This is a genomic window from Agromyces intestinalis (genome assembly GCF_008365295.1).
In the GTDB taxonomy this organism is placed as follows: Bacteria; Actinomycetota; Actinomycetes; order Actinomycetales; family Microbacteriaceae; genus Agromyces; species Agromyces intestinalis.
Genome location: NZ_CP043505.1, coordinates 2,059,153 through 2,075,882, shown reverse-complemented (window position 1 = coordinate 2,075,882; position 16,730 = coordinate 2,059,153). Strand labels below are relative to the sequence as shown.

At 70.5% G+C, this 16,730-nt stretch carries 10 protein-coding genes; 3 read left to right on the top strand and 7 right to left on the bottom strand.

From position 1 onward, the window contains the following. Positions 1–79 precede the first annotated feature (79 nt). From FLP10_RS09495 to FLP10_RS09480, 3 genes are all read left to right on the top strand, one after another. Positions 80–1,528 carry an MFS transporter gene (locus FLP10_RS09495; RefSeq protein WP_210418366.1) on the top strand — a complete coding sequence of 483 codons (1,449 nt, stop codon included), beginning with the start codon at positions 80–82 and terminating at the stop codon, positions 1,526–1,528. A gap of 261 nt (positions 1,529–1,789) precedes the next feature. Continuing rightward, positions 1,790–3,223 (top strand): FAD-dependent oxidoreductase, encoded by a 1,434-nt coding sequence (locus FLP10_RS09490; RefSeq protein ID WP_149160643.1) that lies wholly within the window; start codon positions 1,790–1,792, stop codon positions 3,221–3,223. Positions 3,224–3,409: 186 nt separating this feature from the next. Then, entirely contained in the window at positions 3,410–6,685 is a 3,276-nt protein-coding gene (locus tag FLP10_RS09480) for an ExeM/NucH family extracellular endonuclease (RefSeq protein WP_246149974.1), read from the top strand. A gap of 54 nt (positions 6,686–6,739) precedes the next feature. Here FLP10_RS09480 and FLP10_RS09475 read toward each other — a convergent pair whose 3' ends face one another. The 7 genes from FLP10_RS09475 to FLP10_RS09445 form a co-directional block, all read right to left on the bottom strand. Beyond that, the gene (locus tag FLP10_RS09475) at positions 6,740–7,789 is read right to left on the bottom strand and encodes a zinc-dependent alcohol dehydrogenase family protein (protein ID WP_149160642.1); all 1,050 of its coding nucleotides are present in this window, start codon (positions 7,787–7,789) and stop codon (positions 6,740–6,742) included. A gap of 182 nt (positions 7,790–7,971) precedes the next feature. After that, positions 7,972–9,087 (bottom strand): ABC transporter ATP-binding protein, encoded by a 1,116-nt coding sequence (locus FLP10_RS09470; RefSeq protein WP_149160641.1) that lies wholly within the window; start codon positions 9,085–9,087, stop codon positions 7,972–7,974. Continuing rightward, positions 9,084–10,220: an ABC transporter permease gene (locus FLP10_RS09465; protein ID WP_149160640.1), complete on the bottom strand. Its 1,137-nt coding sequence runs from the start codon at positions 10,218–10,220 to the stop codon at positions 9,084–9,086. The genes FLP10_RS09470 and FLP10_RS09465 overlap by 4 nt, the downstream gene beginning before the upstream one ends. A gap of 1 nt (position 10,221) precedes the next feature. Further along, positions 10,222–11,202, bottom strand: coding sequence for an ABC transporter permease (locus FLP10_RS09460; protein ID WP_149160639.1), 981 nt, complete (start codon positions 11,200–11,202; stop codon positions 10,222–10,224). After that, a complete protein-coding gene (locus FLP10_RS09455) occupies positions 11,199–12,296 on the bottom strand; it encodes an ABC transporter ATP-binding protein (RefSeq protein ID WP_149160638.1) in 1,098 nt (365 codons plus the stop codon). The genes FLP10_RS09460 and FLP10_RS09455 overlap by 4 nt, the downstream gene beginning before the upstream one ends. A 75-nt stretch (positions 12,297–12,371) precedes the next feature. Further along, positions 12,372–14,039, bottom strand: a complete 1,668-nt coding sequence (locus FLP10_RS09450) for an ABC transporter substrate-binding protein (protein WP_149160637.1) — start codon at positions 14,037–14,039, stop codon at positions 12,372–12,374. 47 nt (positions 14,040–14,086) lie between these two features. After that, entirely contained in the window at positions 14,087–16,648 is a 2,562-nt protein-coding gene (locus tag FLP10_RS09445; protein ID WP_246149973.1) for a beta-glucosidase family protein, read from the bottom strand. Positions 16,649–16,730: the final 82 nt, after the last annotated feature.

Here is a 16,730-nt window from a genome sequence, read left to right as displayed (position 1 = left end):
CACGCCGTCCCCGAACTGGGTAGGAATCGGCGAGACATCCGTCGCCCGCCGTTCACCCGCCGCGACTAGCCTTGCGTGCATGACCGACCGCACCGACGGGGCCGCGTCCGTCGCCCCCGCCTCCGGCTCCCCCGCCGACCTCCCCCCGACCGCGAACACCGGCGCCATCGCGACGATGGGCCTCGACCTGCAGGAGGGTCGACGCATCCCGCGCAAGCAGGTGTGGGGCTGGGCGCTCTACGACTGGGCGACGCAGCCGTTCAACTCGGTCATCCTCACCTTCGTCTTCACTGCCCTCTACCTGACGAGCGACTCGTTCCTCGATCCGGCGGTCGCGGCCCTCGGCGAGGGCGACCCCGCCTACGAGCGCGGGCTCGCCGACCTCGCCAGCGGCCTCGGCTGGGCGATCACGATCGCGGGCCTGCTCATCGCACTGCTCGCCCCGGTGCTCGGGCAGCGAGCGGATGTCACGGGCCGGCGCAAACTCTGGCTCGGCGGCGCGACGATCGCCCTGGTGGCCTGCATGTTCGCCCTGTTCTTCGTGCAGGGCACGCCCGCGTACTTCGTGCTCGGCGTCGCGCTCATCGCGGCCGGAACGGTGTTCAGCGAAATCGCCGGGGTCAACTACAACGCCATGCTCGTGCAGGTGTCGACGCCGAAGACGGTCGGTCGGGTCTCGGGGCTCGGCTGGGGCCTCGGCTACATCGGCGGCATCGTCGCACTCGTGCTGGTGGTCGTCGCGAACTCCTTCGACTGGTGGGGCATGCCGACCGAGAACGGCCTCGCCTACCGCGTGATCGGCGTCGGCTGCGCGATCTGGACGCTCGTGTTCGCCTGGCCGATCTTCGCCTGGGTGCCCGAGGCGCCGCCTGCCGCACACCGCGACAAGGTCGGATTCTTCCGCAGCTACGGGGTGCTCGTGCGCGACATCGTCGCGCTGTGGCATCGGTCGCGAGCAACGTTCTGGTTCCTGCTGGCGAGCGCGGTCTACCGTGACGGGCTCGCCGGCGTGTTCGCGTTCGGGGCGGTGATCGCGGCGGTGGCGTTCCGCTTCACGCCGAACGAGGTGATGATCTTCGGCATCGTCGCGAACCTCGTCGCCGGACTGTCGACGATTCTCGCGGGCCGGTTCGACGACCGGTTCGGCGCCCGCGCCGTGATCCTCTTCTCGCTCGCGGGCCTCGTGATCGCCGGCACGGTGGTGTTCCTGCTGCACGACGGCGGCAAGATCGTGTTCTGGATCTTCGGGCTCGTGCTGTGCCTCTTCGTCGGCCCGGCGCAGGCTGCGTCGCGCGCGTTCCTCGCGCGGGTGACCCCGGCGGGCCGCGAGAGCGAGATCTTCGGCCTCTACGCGACGACGGGCCGCGCGGCGAGCTTCCTCTCGCCGCTGCTCTGGGCTGCGCTCATCGGCGTGTTCGGGGCGACCTATTGGGGCATCCTCGGCATCGTGATCATCCTCGCCGCGGGCTTCGTGCTCATGCTCTTCGTGCGCGATCCGCGCCACGCCGGCGTGCGCGCAGCCGGGTAGCCCCGCGGCCGGACAGGCGGTGGGCGCGGCGGGATGGCGGCACGGACGCCCGCGGGTTCCTCGGCGTCTCGCACGGCACCGACTCCCCCGACGGCCAGCGCAGGATCGCGTGGCAGCGAATGCCCAGTCGCGATGGTGGAGGATGGCTATGCCCGGGTCAGCGCGTGACCATCGGCACGCTCGACACCATCGTGGTGCAGGCGGCCCGGCGAGGCATCCGCACGCCCGTCGTCGGCGGCGATGTCGTCAGCCTCAGTCCGTATGCGCCCCGGCGCTCGCAACTCCGCTTCGAAAGGCAACCACCCCGTGACCCTCGATCTCCGCGTCGCGATCATCGGCGCCGGCCCGGCCGGAATCTACGCCGGCAACATCCTCAATAACGTCGTGCGCGAGCAGGGCGGCGACGTCTCGATCGACCTGTTCGAATCGCTGCCGGCGCCGTACGGCCTGATCCGGTACGGCGTCGCGCCCGACCACCCGCGCATCAAGGGCATCGTGAACTCGCTGCACGAGATGCTCGACGCCGGCACCATCCGTCTGATCGCGAACGTCGAGGTCGGCCGTGACATCTCGGTCGACGAGCTGCAGGAGCACTACGACGCCGTCGTCTTCGCGACCGGCGCGATCCGCGACGCGGCCCTCGACATCCCCGGCATCGACCTGCCCGGCTCGTACGGCGCGGCCGACTTCGTGAGCTGGTACGACGGACACCCCGATGTGCCGCGCACGTGGCCGCTCGAGGCCGAGTCGATCGCGGTCATCGGCAACGGCAACGTCGCGCTCGATGTCGCGCGCGTGCTCGCGAAGCATCCGGTCGATCTGCGCAAGACGGATGTCCCGGCGAACGTCTACGCCGGCCTCGAGGCGTCGCCGGTCACCGACGTGCACGTGTTCGGCCGGCGCGGCCCCGCCGACGTGAAGTTCACGCCGATCGAGCTGCGCGAGCTCGGCGAGGTGCCGAACGTCGACCTCGTCGTGCACGACGAGGACTTCATCGCCGTCGACCCGACGCAGGCGCCCAACAACCAGGTGAAGATCATGCTGCGCACACTCGAGTCGTGGCGCGGCCGCGAGTCGACCGGGGCATCCCGCCGGCTGCACCTGCACTTCTACCACTCGCCCGTCGAGGTGCTCGGCACCGACCGCGTCGAGGGCGTGCGCTTCCAGCGCAACGAGCCGGTGCCCGGCGGCGCGTGGGGCGAGGTGCGGGCGACCGACGAGTTCCGGTCGTACGACGTGCAGGCGGTGTATCGCGCGGTCGGCTACTTCGGGTCGCCGATCGTCGGGCTGCCGTTCGACGAGCGTCGCGGTGTGATCACGAACGAGGGCGGGCGGGTGCTCGGCGAGTCGGGCGAGCCGCTGCAGGGCCTGTACGCGACCGGCTGGATCAAGCGCGGCCCGGTCGGGCTCATCGGCCACACCAAGAGCGACGCGATGGAGACCATCGAGCACCTTGTTGCGGATGCCTCGGCCGGCGCGCTGCGCGCGCCCGTCGTGGCCGACGGCGATGCGGTGCTCGCACTGCTCGACGAGCGCGAAGTCGAGTACTCGACGTGGGACGGCTGGCTCGCCCTCGACGCGCACGAGCGCTCGCTCGGCGAGACCGACGAGTTCCCGCGCGAGCGGGTGAAGGTCGTGCCTCGCGAGGAGCAGGTCGGCATCTCGCGGGGCGCGTTGGCGGCCTCGCCGGAGTAACCGGCCTCGCCGATCACTGCGCATTCGAGCGGATGTCTCGCCCTGCGCCGCGCATCCGCGCACGTTCACCCGTTGGACGCCCACCGGGGTCTTCCGTCGCGCGCCAGACTCCCCTAGCGTGACGCGAACGGGGGTCGATGGGACGACCCCGGGCGCCGATGGGGGCGCTGATCAGGGGGAGATCGCATGCAACCGTTCGCCAGAGGCGTCACCGCCACGCTCGCGACCGCCGCACTCGCGGCGGTCGGCGTCGTCGTGCCGGTGGCCGCCGCCACCGCCGCCGCACCGCCCGACCTGTTCATCAGCGAGGTGATCGAGGGGTCGAGCAACAACAAGGCGGTCGAGGTGTTCAACCCGACCGGCGAGCCGATCGCGCTCGACGGCGTCTCGCTGCAGATGTTCTTCAACGGCAGTGCGAGCGCAGGGCTCACCATCCCCTTGACCGGCACCGTGACCGCCGGCGACGTGTTCGTCGTCGCGCATGGCTCGTCGTCGGCGCCCATCCTCGCGCAGGCCGACCTCACGAATGGTGCGGGATGGTTCAACGGCGACGACGCGATCGTGCTGACCGCAGGCGGCGCGGTGATCGACTCGTTCGGCCAGACCGGGGTCGACCCCGGCACCGAATGGGGCACGGGCGTGACCTCGACCGCCGACAACACGCTGCGTCGCAAGGCGAGCGTGTGCGAGGGCGACACGAATCCCGCCGACGCGTTCGACCCGGCGATCGAGTGGGACGGGTTCGCGATCGACACGTTCGACGGACTCGGCGCGCACACCGCCGACTGCGGCGATGTCGAACCACCCATCGGTGACCCCGTGGTCAACGAGTTCTCGGCCTCGACGGCCGGCACCGACGTCGAGTACGTCGAGCTGCTCGGTACGCCGAACGCCGACCTGTCGGGCTTCACGTTGCTCGAGATCGAAGGAGACGCGCCGGTGTTCGGCGTCGTCGACGAGGTGGTCTCGTTCGGCATCGCCGACGCCGACGGACGTGCGCTCGTGACTCTGCCGGCGAACGCGCTCGAGAACGGCACGCTCAGCCTGCTGCTCGTCACCGGCACGCCCCCCGCGCTCGGTGCCGACCTCGACGCCGACGACGACGGCGTCATCGACGAGGCATCCGGCCTCACCATCGTCGACTCGGTCGCGGTGAACGACGGCGGAGCCGGCGACGTGACCTACGGGCCGGTGACCCTCGGCGTCGCGTACGACGGGCAGCCGTTCGCGCCGGGCGGCGCGTCGCGCATCCCAGACGGCACCGACACGGATGCCACGGGCGACTGGGTGCGCAACGACTTCGACCTCGCCGGCATCCCGGGCAACACGGGCACGCTCATCGACGGCGAGGCGGTCAACACCCCCGGTGCCGTGAACTCGACCGAGCTCGATGAGGGCCCGGGGCCGATCGAGGCCGACTGCGACGCGCCGACCGTGACGATCGGCTCGGTGCAGGGCGCGGGCGCGGCGACTCCGCTCGCGACCGGCACGCAGGTCGAGGTCGAGGGCGTCGTCGTCGGCGACTTCCAGACCGGCGGCTTCGACGGCTATTACCTGCAGGACGCGGGCGACGGCGACGCGGCGACCTCAGACGGCATCTTCGTGTTCGCGCCGGGCGGCGCAGACGTGGTGCTCGGCGACACCGTGCACGTCGTCGGCACCGTGTCCGAGTTCTTCGGCATGACCGAGGTCACGGCGGTCGCGGCATCCGTCTGCGCGACCGGCGGCACGTCCGCACTCCCGGCGCGGACCGAGCTGACCCTGCCGCTCGCGCCCGCCGACCGCGAGCGCTTCGAGGGCATGCGCGTGACGCTGCCACAGACGCTCTCGATCCTCGAGACCTTCGAGTACGGCCAGTTCGGGCTCATCACCCTCGGCACCGACCGCCAGTACCAGCCCACCGCGATCTTCGAGCCGGGCTCGGCCGAGGCGGTGGCGCTCGCGGCCGCGAACGTCGCCGACTCGATCGGGCTCGACGACGGACGCGGCATCCAGAACCCCGACCCCGCGCTGCACCCGAACGGCGAGGCGTTCACGCTCGACAACGCGTTCCGCGCCGGCGACCACGTGACGGCGGCGACCGGCGTGCTCGACTACCGGTTCGACCAGTGGTCGGTGCAGCCGACGCAGCCGGCCGAGTTCGCGTCGGTGCTGCCGCGCGAGAGCCTGCCCGACGTCGGCGGCGACCTGCGGGTGGCGAGCTTCAACGTGCTCAACTACTTCACCGACCTCGACCTCGATGTGCCCGGCACCGACTTCCGCGGGGCGAACACCGCCGAGGAGTTCGAGCGCCAGGAGGCGAAGATCGTCGCCGCGATCACCGAGATCGACGCCGACGTCGTCGGACTCATCGAGATCCAGAACAACAACGACGGCGCGGCGCTCGACACGCTGGTGGCGGCGCTGAACGAGCAGGCCGGTGCGGGCACCTACGCGGCGATCCGCACCGGAACACTCGGCACCGACGCGATCACGACCGCGCTCGTCTACCAGTCGGCGAACGTGACGCCCACCGGCGCGTACGCCGTGCTCGACTCGTCGGTCGATCCTCGGTTCGACACCAGCCGCAACCGGCCGGCCCTCGCGCAGACATTCACCTCGTACTCGACCGGCGAGGCGGTGACCGTCGTTTTGAACCACCTGAAGTCGAAGGGATCGGCCTGCTCGGGCGACCCCGACCGCGGCGACGGGCAGGGCAACTGCAACCTGACGCGGGTCGCAGCCGCCGAGGCCATCGTCGACTGGCTCGCCGGCGACCCGACCGGGCAGGGCACGGTGGGGCGCGAGCTCATCATCGGCGACCTGAACTCGTACGACCACGAGGACCCGATCGAGGTGCTGACGGGGGCCGGATACACCGACCTCGAGAAGCAGTTCACCGGCGAGGAGGCGTACTCGTACGTCTTCGACGGACAGCTCGGGTACCTCGACTATGCGCTGGCGGGCACCGGACTGGTCGGCGACGTGACCGGGGCATCCGCCTGGCACATCAACTCCGACGAGCCGAGCATCATCGACTACGACATGACGTTCAAGCAGCCCGCCCAGGACGCACTGTTCGCACCAGACCCGTACCGGTCGAGCGACCACGACCCGATCGTCGTGGGCATCCGGCTCACCCCGCCCGACACCACCGCGCCGACGCTGACGGTCACCGCGAACCCCGCGAAGATCCTCCTCCCGACGCTGACGTGGCGAACCGTGAACCTGAAGCCCGTGGCATCCGACGATTCGGGCCAGGCGACCGTCTCGTTCGTGAAGGTGACCACCACCGGCAAGCACGCGCAGGTGCGCAAGATCTCGGACACGAAGTTCGAGATCCGCGCGATGCCGGGCACGAGCTACACGTTCGAGTACCGGGCGACCGACGCGGCGGGCAACACGACGACCGCGACCGCGCGCACCGACGTCGGCACCGTGCGCGACCTCATCGAGACGATCCTGGATTGGTTGTTCGGGTGACGGTCCCGCTGGTCGAGGAGCGCCCCGCGGAGCGAACCCCTTCCGTCGGTCGGCTCACGGCCGCAGCAGCACCTTGATCGCGCGGCGCTCGTCCATCGCGGCGTACGCCTCAGCGGCGTCGGCGAGCGGCAGCTCGAGGTCGAAGACGCGGCCGGGGTTGATCGCGCCCGACCGCACGTCGGGCAGCAGCTCCTCGATGTACCCGCGCACCGGTGCGACGCCGCCGACGACGCCGACGTTCGTGTCGAACATGCGCCGGATCGGCAGCTCGGGGCCGCCGTTCGGCACGCCGACGAACCCGACCCGGCCGCCCGGCCGCGCCGAGCGCAGCGCCTGATCCATCGACTCCTTGGTGCCGACGCATTCGAGCACGTGGTCGGCGCCGATGCCTCCGGTCAGCTCGCGCACGGCGCGCACGCCCTCGTCGCCGCGCCCTTCGACGAGATGCGTCGCGCCGAACTCGAGCGCGAGCTCCTGGCGATCGCGGTGGCGCGATATCGCGATGATGGTGGATGCTCCGAGCCGACGTGCGGCGATCACCGCGCAGAGCCCGACCGCTCCGTCGCCGACGACCGCGACCGTCGAACCCGCGGTCACCCCAGCCGAGACTGCGGCGTGGTACCCCGTGCCCATGACGTCGGCGAGCGTGAGCAGGCCCGGCACCTCCTCGTCGGCCACCGGACCGGGCACGACCACGAGCGTGCCGTCGGCGAGCGGCACCCGCACGCGCTCGCCCTGGCCGCCGTCGGCGAACCCGCCGAACCGGTCGTCGCCGCCCCACCAGCTGCCGTTGAGACACGACGTCGAGACCCCGTTGCGGCAGTTCACGCAGGTGTTGTCGCACACGTAGAACGGCGCGATGACGAAGTCGCCGACCTGCACGAGGGCGACGTCATCGCCGACGGCCTCGACCACGCCCACGAACTCATGGCCGATGCGATGCGGTTCGCGGGTCGGGGTGATGCCCCGGTACGGCCACAGGTCGGAGCCGCAGACGCAGGCCGCGACCACGCGCACGATGGCGTCGCCGCCGGTCGACAGAAGGGGGTCGGGCACGGCTTCGACGCGGATGTCACGGGCAGCGTGAATGACGGTGGCGAGCATGGTTCGAGCCTATGCCGACCCCTGATCTGCGGTGCAAGGTCGATTCGTGCGAGTGAGGATGCGCCGGGGCATCCTCGGTCGCACGAATCGACCTTGCCGCAGGGGGCGGGCGGGGGGGGGCGGGAGGGGGGCGGGTGGGGGCGGGAGGGGGTGGGGGTGGGAGGGGGGAGGGGGTGGGGGGGTCAGCGGGTTGAGAGTTCCAGGGGCACCGGCTTCGGCTCGAAGCCCGCGGCGATCACGCGGCCCGGGTCGTGCCGCAGGCACGAGACCGTCCGGCGCGGGTCGTCGCCGTCGACGTCGGGGCGGCCCAGCTCGGGGTCGATGGCGGCGCAGGCGTCCCACGCGAACGCGCACCGATCGCGGAACGGGCACCCGCCGCCGAGCTTCGACAGATCGGGCGGCGAGCCCGGGATGCCGGTCAGCTCGCGGCGCGGGCCGCGCAGCGGCGGGAACGAGTGCAGCAGCGCCGACGAGTACGGGTGGCGGGGCCGGTGGTAGACGTCGAGCGACTTCGCGTCCTCGACGATGCCGCCCGCGTACATGATCGCGATGCGGTCGGCGATCTCGATGAGCAGCGACACGTCGTGCGTGATGAAGATCACCGAGAACCCGAGCCGGTCGCGCAGCTCGGCGATCTGCTCGACGATCTGGCGCTGCATGACCACGTCGAGCGCGGTGGTCGGCTCGTCCATGATGAGCACCTGCGGCTCGAGGGCGAGCGCCATCGCGATCATCACGCGCTGGCGCATGCCGCCCGAGAGCTGGTGCGGGTACGAGCGCAGGCGGTCGGGCGCGATGCCGACCAGCTCGAGCAGTTCGGCGGCGCGCTCGAGCGCCTCCTTCTTCTTCATGCCAGGCCGGTGCGCGATGATGCCGTCGGCGATCTGCGCGCCGATGCGGTGCACGGGGTTGAGCGAGTTCATCGCGCCCTGGAACACGATCGCGAGATCCTGCCAGCGCGAGGCGCGCAGCTGCTGGTCGTTCAGGCGCAACAGGTCGGTCTTCGTGCCGTCGCGGTCGGTGAACAGCACCTCGCCGCCGGTGATCAGCCCGGGCGGGGGCAGCAGACGGGTCGCCGCGTAGGCGAGCGTCGACTTGCCGCAGCCGGACTCGCCGGCCAGGCCCAGCACCTCGCCGCGCCCGAGGGTCAGCGACACGTCGCGCAGGACGTGCACCGCGTCATCCTCGTAGCCGTAGTCGACCGAGAGGTTCCTGATCTCGAGGACCGGGTCGGACGCTGCGGTCGCCGGGCGACCCGCGGCGGGTGCCGCCGCGGGGTCGGGAGTGAGGAGGGTCATGAGCGAGCTCCCTTCGCCGCGCGCTTGGCTTCGACCGCGCGTGCGGCGGTTTCGGTACGTAGGGCCGCAGCTGCGGCATCCGTGACATCGCGGCGGTCGGCCGCGCCGGGCGCCTCGTACACGACCGGCGTGAAGCCGATGCGCGGCCGGATGCCCCGCCTGCGCAGCGAGCGGGCGTTGAGGGCCGTCGACCGCAGGCGTGGGTTGACGAACTCGTCGATGCCGAAGTTGATGAGAGTGAGGCCCATGCCGAGCAGGGCGATGCAGAGGCCCGCGGGGATGAACCACCACCACGCGCCGCGCTGCAGCGCGAGCTGCGACTGCGCCCAGAACAGGATCGTGCCCCAGTTCCAGTCGCTGCCCGACCCGATGCCGATGAACGCCAGGGTGATGAGCGAGAGCACCGCGAAGGTGACCGTGCCGACGAAGCCCGACGCGATGATGGCGGTGAGGTTCGGCAGGATCTCGGCGGTGATGATCCGCCAGCTCCGCTCACCCGTGGCGCGGGCGGCCTCGACGAAGTCGCGCTTGCGCAGCGACAAGGTCTGGGCGCGCAGCACTCGAGCGCCCCAGGCCCAGCCGGTGACCGCGATCACGACCGCCACGGTGATGCCGCCGACGCTCGGGAGCTGGCCCGCGATGATGATGATGAGCGGCAGCTGCGGGATCACGAGGAACACGTTCGACAGCGCCGAGAGCGTCTCATCGCCGACACCGCCGAGGTAGCCGGCGGAGACGCCGATGATCACGCCGATCGCGGTGGCGAGGATGCCGGCGACGAAGCCGACGACCATGACGCCGCGGGTGCCGACGATGAGCTGGCTGAAGATGTCCTGCCCGAGGTGGGTGGTGCCCATCCAGTGCTGCCACGACGGCGGCTGCAGCAGGTCGTCGCTCTGCGCACTGGGGTCGTACGGGGCGATCCACGGGCCGATGATCGCGATGATCGTGAAGAACACGAGGATCGCGATGCCGGTCAGCGCCTTCGCATTGCGGAGGAACATGAAGCGGCGCGGGCCGTCCTTGCCGCGCTTGCGGTCGTGGGCCGCCGCGGCGACCGCGGTGGTATCGGGCGCCTGGTTGGGCCGATTGACGTCGTCGAGCTCCTCGACGATGCTGCTGTCGATCGTCATGTCAGCCCTCCTGCCGGGTACGGGGATCGAGGAACGCGTACACGAAGTCCGCGAGGATGTTCGCCGCGAGCACCGCGATGGTGATCACCAGGAAGCAGCCCTGCATGAGCGGGTAGTCCTTCGCGTTCACCGCGTTGAACAGGAGGAAGCCGATGCCCTGATAGGTGAACACCATCTCCATGATGAGCGTGCCGCCGACGATGAAGCCGAGCGACAGCGCGAAGCTCGATACCTGCGGAAGCACGGCATTGCGGGCGGCGTAGTTGAACATGACCCGGCGCTCCGAGAGCCCCTTGGCCTGTGCGACGGTCACGTAGTCCTCGCTCGAGACCGTCACGACCATGTTGCGCATGCCGAGGATCCAGCCGGAGATCGACGAGATGATGATCGTCAGCGCCGGCAGCGTGCCGTAGTAGATCACCGACGAGACGAACTCCCAGTCCCACGAGGGGATGAGCGACCGGTCGTAGCTGCCCGAGGCCGGGAACCAGCCGAGCGTCACCGAGAACACGAAGATCGCGATGAGGCCGAGCCAGAAGTACGGCACCGCCGAGAAGAACGTCGAGATCGGCAGCAGCGAGTCGGCCCAGGTGCCACGCCGCCAGCCGATGCCGGTGCCGATGATCGTGCCGACGAAGAAGCTGATGATCGTCGCGATGCCGACCAGGCCCACCGTCCACGGCAGCGCCTGCGCGATGACCTCGGTCACCGGCATCGGGAACAGCGAGAACGAGATGCCCAGGTCGCCGCGGAACAGGTTCGCCCAGTAGTCGAGGTACTGCTGCCAGAGCGGCACGTTCTCGTCGAGGCCGAACATCGCGTACAGCGCGGGGATCGCGTCGGTCGGGATCTTGCCCTGGTTCTTGGCGATGAGCGCCTTCACCGGGTCGCCCGGCATCATCCGCGGGATGAAGAAGTTGATCGTGACGGCCGCCCAGGCGGTGATCACGTAGAAGATGCCACGTCGGACGAAGAACCTCATGTGGATGCCTCCGTCCCACCGTTGGTCGAGTAGGGAGCGCCAGCGACCGTATCGAGACCCGGCCGCTCGCCGAGCACCTCGAGCACGTCGGTGACCTTCGGGCGATCGGGGCGCTCGGAGTAGCCCCAGCAGGCGGCCTGGCGGCCTTCGCCGACCTCGAGCAGCGGCGGCACCTCGGTGCGGCACAGCTCGGTCGCGAACGGGCAGCGCGGGTTGAAGCGGCATCCGCTCGGGGGGTTCACCAGGCTCGGCGCCTCGCCGCGCGCGCCGTGGGCGCGCGCCTCGAGGTCGTCGGGGTCGGGTGCGCTGCGCACCAGCAGCTGGGTGTACGGATGCTTCGGATCCTGCGTGACGGACTCGCTGTCGCCGGTCTCGACGATGCGGCCGGCGTACATGACCATGGTGCGGTCGGCGAAGTAGCGCGCCGAGGCGATGTCGTGGGTGATGTAGAGGATGGCGATCTTCAGGCGATCGCGCAGGTCTTTCAAGAGGTTCAGGATGCCGAGGCGAATGGACACGTCGAGCATCGAGATCGGCTCGTCGGCGAGGAGCACATCGGGGTTCGCGGCGAGCGCGCGGGCGATCGCGACGCGCTGGCGCTGGCCGCCCGACAGCTCGTGCGGGTACTTGTCGACGTAGCGCGCGGTGGGGGTGAGCTGCACGCGCTCCAGGAGTTCGTCGAGCGCGGCCTCGAGCTCGCGGCCCCGCAGCCGCCCGCGGTGGATCCGCAGTGCGCGGGTGAGGGTGTAGCGCACCGGGTGGATAGGGTTGATCGACCCGAACGGGTCCTGGAAGATCATCTGCACGCGCCCGACGTACCGGCGGAACGCGCGGCGGTTGTGCACGGTCGCGTCCTCGCCGTCGAGCACGATGCGGCCGGCCGTGAGCGGCATGAGCTGGGCGAGCAGCCGGGCGATGGTGCTCTTGCCCGAGCCCGACTCGCCGACGAGGGCGACGACGCGGCCGGCGTGGAGGTCGAGGTCGACGTCGTCGACCGCATGGACGACACCGCTCGTGCCGATGCCGCGAACCGGGAAGTGCTTGCGCAACGCCTCTGCGCGCAGCACCGGTTGCTCGGGTTGTGTGTTGCTCATTCGTTCACCTTCGAAACGGGCCCCGGAACAGGGTAAGCGGCGGGACCGCCGCCGAAGCGACGGTCCCGCCGACGATCACTCGGTCGGAACCAGCTTCGAGAGGATGAGCGCCGCCTGCGGCCCGGTGGGCTGCGGGTTGGCGTAGGGGTCCTCATCCGTCGGGAAGCCCGTGTAGTTCACCGTCGAGTACTGCGCGACGGCCGGCCGCTGCCAGATCACGAGACCGGGGGCGTCGTTCACGTACGCCTCCTGGATGGTCTGCATGGCCTCGGCGCGAGCCGCGTCATCCGATGCGGCCTTGAACGCGGCGAGCGCGTCGGTGACGGCCTGGTTGTTGTAGCGGCCGAAGTTCCAGTTCGCGGTCTCGCCGAGCGGCACGTAGGACGCGCCGTCCATGATGTTCGAGTACAGGTTCCACGGCGTGGAGCCGTTGTCGACCCAGTGCAGCGTGGCCTGGAAGTTGCCGAACGGGATGATGTCGTTGAACCAGGTGTCCTGCACGGCCGCCTCGACGGTCGCCTCGGCGCCGAGCTCCTTGGCGCCGGCCGCGATGATGTCGAGCGCCGAGAGGTAATCGCTCCAGCCGGCCGGGTTGGTCAGCACGAACGAGACCTTCTCGCCGTCGGGGTCGATGAGCGCCCCCGAGCCGTCCCACGTGTAGCCCGCGTCGGTGAGGATCTGCTTCGCAGCGTCGACGTCCACCGAGAGCTCCTGGCCCTGGAACTCGTCGGCGATGAACGCGTCACCGGTCGGGGTCGGGATGCCCGTCACCGAGGTGATCGTCGGCCAGACGCCGTAGCCCGCCTTCTTCGAGATCTCCTCGCGGTCCATGGTCAGGTTGAGCGCCTGACGGAACGCCGCGTTGTCGAACGGCTTCGTCTCGTTGTTGAGGAACAGCACGTCGGCACCGAAACCGCCGCCCGCCACCTGGTGGAAGTGCTCGGGGTTCTTGGCGATGAAGGTGTTCTCGTAGTCGGGGATGAACGTCCAGCCCCACTGCGCTTCACCGGTGGTGAGGGCGGTGGTCAGGCCGTTGTTGTCGTTGAAGGTGTCGTAGCGCAGCGCGCCCACCTTCGGCGCCCCGCCCCAGTAGTCGGCGTTCGGCTTCAGCGACACCGACTGCGAGGTGAACTTGTCGAGCACGAACGGTCCGGTGCCGATCATCTCGTCGTCGGTGAACTCGACGGGGTTGTCGACCTCGGCCCAGATGTGCTCGGGCACGATGAGCAGCTTGTACAGCTTGTCGCGGTTGACGTACTGCGAGGTCGTGAAGTTCACGACGACCTTGCCGTCCTCCACCGAGATGTCGCCGTACTGGTCGGGGAAGTCGATGTTCAGCTCGGGGTTGTCCTTGCGGAGCTGGACCGAGAACGCGATGTCGTCGGCCGTGAACTCCTCGCCGTCCGACCACTTCACGCCCTCACGGGGGGTGATGGTCGCCTGGGTCGAGTCCTCGTTCCACTCCACCGACTCGGCGAGCCACGGGGTGGGGTCGTCGGTCGGGTGCAGCTCGTTGATCTGCATCAGCGACTCGTACACCACGAACGCGTAGCCGAGCGAGAGCGACGCCGAGCCGGTCGCGAGCGGGTTCTGGTTGGGCGACTGCGGGCCGTTGGGCATGCCGACGACCAGCACCTTGCTGCTGGCACCGCCATCGTCACCCCCTGAGTTGCTGCTGCAGCCGGTGAAGACCAAGCCGGCGGCGACCAGGACGGCCCCGGCGGCGAGGATGCGCTTGCGCATTTCCATGCCTCCTTGCATTTCTTCGGATGTGAGCAGGTGCTCAGGTGTTACTTCGTGTCTCCGATGACGACCGGTGCTGCCAGTCGGAGGTCTCTGCTGGACCGGCCCACCCGGAGCTCGTACGCTCCGGCCGGAAGAGTCCATGCTTGCGTGTCCGTGTCCCAGATCTCGAAGGCGCGTCGCGCGATCGGGATCGACACGGATGCCTCGCCGCCCGCCGCGACGTCGACGAGCGCGAAGCCCGCCAGCCAGCGCTGGGGGCGCTGCTCGTCGGTGTCGTCGGGGGCGGAGAGGTAGGCCTGCACGACCTCTCGCGCGTCGACGGATCCGACGTTCGCGACGGTCAGGCGGGCGGTGACGAAGGGGGATGTCCCGTCGCCGGTCTCGACGGTGAGGCCGGTGTGGGTCCACTCACCGTAACCGAGGCCGTACCCGAACTCGCGGGCGGGGGTGCGGCCGAGGCGGTCCCACCCGCGGTGGCCGACGTGCGCGCCCTCGGTGTAGTCGATGTAGCCGTCGACGGGCAGCCCGTTCGGCACCGGCACGTCGGCCTCGCTCGCCGGGAGGGTCCACGGCAGCCGACCGCTCGGTTCGATCTCGCCGGTGAGCACCGCCGCGAGCGACGAGCCGGCCTCCTGACCGGGCAGCCACCACCAGAGCACGGCGGGCACCTCGTCGAGCCAGGGCAGGAGGACAGGTGCGCCCGCGTTCACGACGACGACGGTGCGCGGGTTCGCGGCCACCACGCGGCGCACGAGCTCGTCCTGCCGGCCGGGCAGCGCGAGGCCGGGGCGGTCCCAGCCCTCGGACTCGGTCTCGGGGTTGGTGCCGACGACCACGACCGCGAGGTCGGCGTCGGCGGCCGCGGCGACGGCCTGCTCGATCTCCTCGTCGACGGTGAGGCCGGGGGCGCGGTAGCGGAAGTGCACGCGCACGAACCGCCCGTAGCTCTCGCCGTCGATGACCTGCAGGTCGGCCTCGACGCGCACGCGGCGGTCGGCCTCGACCTCGATCGTCGACTCGATCATCGGCGGGTTCGCGTAGCTGGAGTTCAGCACGACCTCGACGCCGACCTCCTCGGTCGACTCGCCGCGCAGTTCGCCGTCGACGTCGACGCGGTGCGCGCCGACCGGACCGACCTCGATCACGTGACGGCCGGCGCCCTCGAGTGCGACATCGGCGGTCAGGCGGGCGGATGCCACGCGGGCGTCGGCGACCGGGAACCAGAGGCCCGTGGCATCCGGAACCTGGAGCGATTCGACCGTGGAGCCGTCGGCGGCGAGCAGATCGATGCGGATGCCGGGCTCGCCGTCGGGCGTGGTGACGAGGTCGCCGGGCACGAGCGGAGCGGTGACGGTCGTAGCGCCGCCGCGGAAGCGGGCGACCTCGGTGTCGGGCAGCGCGGCCCGCAGCGCCTCGAGCGGGTCGCTGATGTGGGGTGCGGTGACGAATGCGCTGCCGCCGCCTTGCGTGAAGGGCTCGACGGCGTTGTGGCCGATGAGCGCGACGCGCTTCGGGGCATCCGCACCGGATGCGATCGGAAGCAGCGCGCTCTCGTTGCGCAGCACGACCGTCGATCGCGCCGCGGCCTCGCGCAGCAGCGCGACGACCTCGTCACCGGCCGGGTCCTCGGTGGCGCCGGCCTGGTCGAAGGGCAGCACGTCGCCGACCACACCGCTCAGGGCGCCGACCCGCTCGGCGAGGCGGACGATGCGCGCCACCTTGTCGTCGATGACCGACTCGGAGACCTCGCCGGCCTCGACCGCAGCGACGAGCGCCGCACCCCAGGGCCCGCCCGGGCCGGGCATGATCAGGTCGAGGCCGCCCTCGGCCGACTCCGCGGTGTGCTTGGTGGCGAGCCAGTCGCTGATCACGACACCGTCGAACGCCCACTCGCCCTTGAGGATGCCGTTCAGCAGCGGGCCGTGCGCGGTCGCGGTCTGCTCGACGCCGTCGCGGCTGAGCCCGTTGTAGGCGGCCATGATCGTCCACACGCCGGCTTCGACGACGGCCTCGAACGGCGCGAGGTAGACCTCGCGCAGCGTACGCTCGTCGATGCGCGAGAGGTAGGTGGTGCGGTCGGTCTCGGTCTCGTTGCCGATGAAGTGCTTGACGCAGCCGGCGATGCCGCGCTCCTGGAGCGCGCCGATGAACGCGACCGCGAGGCGGGCGGTGAGCAACGGGTCTTCTGAGAAGCACTCGAAGTGCCGGCCGCCGACGGGCGAGCGCTGCAGGTTGACGACGGGGGCCAGCACGACGTCGACGCCCTTGCGGCGGGCCTCGGCGGCCATCAGCTCGCCGAGCGCGGCCTGGAGGCGCACGTCCCACGTGGCGGCGGTGGCGCTCGGCGCGGGCATCTGCGCGGAGGGCAGGCCGTCCTCGCCGGTGCCGCGAACGCCGATGGGGCCATCGGAGACCGTCATCGTCCGCAGGCCGAGCTGCGGCAGTTCGGTGAGGGTCCAGGTGGCGGCGCCGGTGAGCAATCGCACCTTGTCGGCGAGCGGGAGCGCGGTCGCGATGGCGATGGCGTCCTCGAGGGCGAGGGCGGTCGGATCGGGCCGATGTGCAGCCCGCTCGTCGGTTCCGCTGGCCGTGGTGGTCGAGGTCACGCCGTAGTCTCCTTCAGGGCTCGTCATTGAGTGACGCGAGCCATCGTGACACACTTACTGACTTGTAAGTAAGTTGAAGGGA

Bases quoted from the DNA above. Each gene is read 5' to 3' on its own strand.
- FLP10_RS09465 (WP_149160640.1), bottom strand. From the start codon at position 10,220: ATGACGATCGACAGCAGCATCGTCGAGGAGCTCGACGACGTCAATCGG.
- FLP10_RS09450 (WP_149160637.1), bottom strand. From the start codon at position 14,039: ATGCGCAAGCGCATCCTCGCCGCCGGGGCCGTCCTGGTCGCCGCCGGC.
- FLP10_RS09460 (WP_149160639.1), bottom strand. From the start codon at position 11,202: ATGAGGTTCTTCGTCCGACGTGGCATCTTCTACGTGATCACCGCCTGG.
- FLP10_RS09455 (WP_149160638.1), bottom strand. From the start codon at position 12,296: ATGAGCAACACACAACCCGAGCAACCGGTGCTGCGCGCAGAGGCGTTG.
- FLP10_RS09475 (WP_149160642.1), bottom strand. From the start codon at position 7,789: ATGCTCGCCACCGTCATTCACGCTGCCCGTGACATCCGCGTCGAAGCC.
- FLP10_RS09490 (WP_149160643.1), top strand. From the start codon at position 1,790: ATGCGCCCCGGCGCTCGCAACTCCGCTTCGAAAGGCAACCACCCCGTG.
- FLP10_RS09495 (WP_210418366.1), top strand. From the start codon at position 80: ATGACCGACCGCACCGACGGGGCCGCGTCCGTCGCCCCCGCCTCCGGC.
- FLP10_RS09480 (WP_246149974.1), top strand. From the start codon at position 3,410: ATGCAACCGTTCGCCAGAGGCGTCACCGCCACGCTCGCGACCGCCGCA.
- FLP10_RS09470 (WP_149160641.1), bottom strand. From the start codon at position 9,087: ATGACCCTCCTCACTCCCGACCCCGCGGCGGCACCCGCCGCGGGTCGC.